Annotated in this window: 2 protein-coding genes and 1 pseudogene; 1 reads left to right on the top strand and 2 read right to left on the bottom strand. The window is 60.1% G+C overall.

Annotated elements, in window-relative coordinates:
• Positions 1–154: 154 nt before the first annotated feature.
• Positions 155–622, top strand: a complete 468-nt coding sequence (locus tag BLR85_RS28230; protein WP_093165218.1) for a hypothetical protein — start codon at positions 155–157, stop codon at positions 620–622.
• Here the strand turns inward: BLR85_RS28230 and BLR85_RS28225 are convergent.
• Both BLR85_RS28225 and BLR85_RS28220 read right to left on the bottom strand, forming a co-directional pair.
• Positions 579–1,541 carry an IS1595 family transposase gene (locus tag BLR85_RS28225; protein ID WP_093165215.1) on the bottom strand — a complete coding sequence of 321 codons (963 nt, stop codon included), beginning with the start codon at positions 1,539–1,541 and terminating at the stop codon, positions 579–581. The genes BLR85_RS28230 and BLR85_RS28225 overlap by 44 nt on opposite strands.
• A gap of 86 nt (positions 1,542–1,627) precedes the next feature.
• Positions 1,628–1,722, bottom strand: a pseudogene (locus BLR85_RS28220) (integrase core domain-containing protein); the annotation flags it as partial.

The following is a 1,722-nucleotide window of genomic DNA, read 5'->3' as shown; positions in this document are numbered from 1 at the left end:
ATCGGTGAAATCTGCAATCTCTATGACCCGACGGAGTGTTGGAACTACTTCAGGGCTGCAGGGTATGCCTCAAACTAATCTCGAAACGCTTTAGGTAGCAAATGCACCAATTTGCCGACTGGATTGATGGCTCGGCGTCGGTTCGAATGTTGGCATGTCCGAACCGTTGATCATCCAGACTCTGACACAGAAACGCGCCGAGATACTTGGCCGGATCAGGGCGTATGAGGCGCAGATCGCGCAGGCCAAGCACGATCTGGCGCATTTGAACGCGACGATGGAGTTGTTCGCCGCTCCTGACCGGCAGCGCGCCCGCTACATGGTCAGCCACGGGTTCTTCAAGAAGGGCGAGATCGCTGACATTTGCGCCCGCCATCTTGATGTTGATGGTGAGATGACGACGCGGGAGTTGGCAGAGCGTGTGATGGTCGAACGCGATCTCGACATCTCCGACAACGCGCTGCGCAACTCGGTTGTGTTCAAGGTAGTTCAGGCGTTGCGGCATGCCAGACGCCGGAAGCTCGTCCGCATGGTGGAGAAGCGAAAGGGCATGTGCGTCTGGGCTGCGGGCGACGCGATCACGCTGCGCGTCGTTGCCAGTATCCCTTCCACTCCCGGCTGACCGGTGCGGCAAGCGCCCCGCCGATCAGGCGATCTGCCAGACGGCCGTTGCTTTCCTTCCGGTGATCCTCAAGCCAGGCGGCATGGGCAGCGTAGGTGCCGAGATACCGTCCCTCGACCTTCAGATGCTGGCCTGCGATCATCCGGCGCAGCCGCGAGAAGAAGCTCTCGGCACCATTGGTGTGAATTCCGTTCAGACTGTAAGCCTCTGAATGATTGATTCTTTGCATGTTAAAGTCCGGTTCCAGCAGGTCCCAATGGGCGACCTCGTCAGCCGAGATGACGGAGCCGGGAACAATCCTCTCCCGGGCGAAGTCGACGCCCTGGGCCTCTCTCAGGAAGGGGCGCGTCACCGTCCGGCCGCCGCGCTGGCGCAGCACGACCACGGCACGGCGCTTTCCGCTGCGATTGCTCGAAAGCCGGCGGTCGACGCGCTCTTCGCGGAGATTGGCGGGCCGGACATGTCCGCCGAAAACCGCACCATCCACCTCGACCTCGCCCTCCAGTTGGATCTCGCTGACCTCGGCGGCCAGCGCCTCGCGCAATTTGTGCATCAGCACGAAGGCCGTTTTGTGCTGAACGTCCAGATCGCGTGACAGCTGAACGGCCGAGAGGCCCTTGGACGCATTCACGAACAGGCAGATGGCTCCCAGGAGGTCGACGAATGACAGCTTCCGGGAGGCGAAGATGGTGCCCGAGGTCACGCTGAACTGGCGATGACAGGCTGCACATTTGAACCGGCGCCGCGTCGACAGATCATAGACGTCCATGCACCCGCAAACCGGACAGTGTGGCGCGCCATCTGTCTCTGGCCAGCGGAGTCGGCAGAACCGGCGATAGGCAGCTTCTTCACCTTCTGAGAAAACCGACCTGAGAGACAGTGTCCGGGCGGCCGCCGAAAGCAGGAAATGCTGCGCCATCATCATCTCCCAACGGGGAATATGTTCTGTTTATGTTCTCTTTCTGATCACAAATCAAGCCTTGGTGCATTTGCTACCTAAGACCGCAGCAGTTCGTCTCTGAAACGGGAGTTGAAGCTTTCGCAGTATCCGTTCTCCCACGGTGAGCCAGGCGCGATGAACGCGGTTTTCGCACCAACGG

The sequence above is a fragment of the Aliiruegeria lutimaris genome (assembly GCF_900099935.1).
Lineage (GTDB): Bacteria > Pseudomonadota > Alphaproteobacteria > Rhodobacterales > Rhodobacteraceae > Tropicimonas > Tropicimonas lutimaris.
This window is presented reverse-complemented; position numbering and strand designations above follow the sequence as displayed.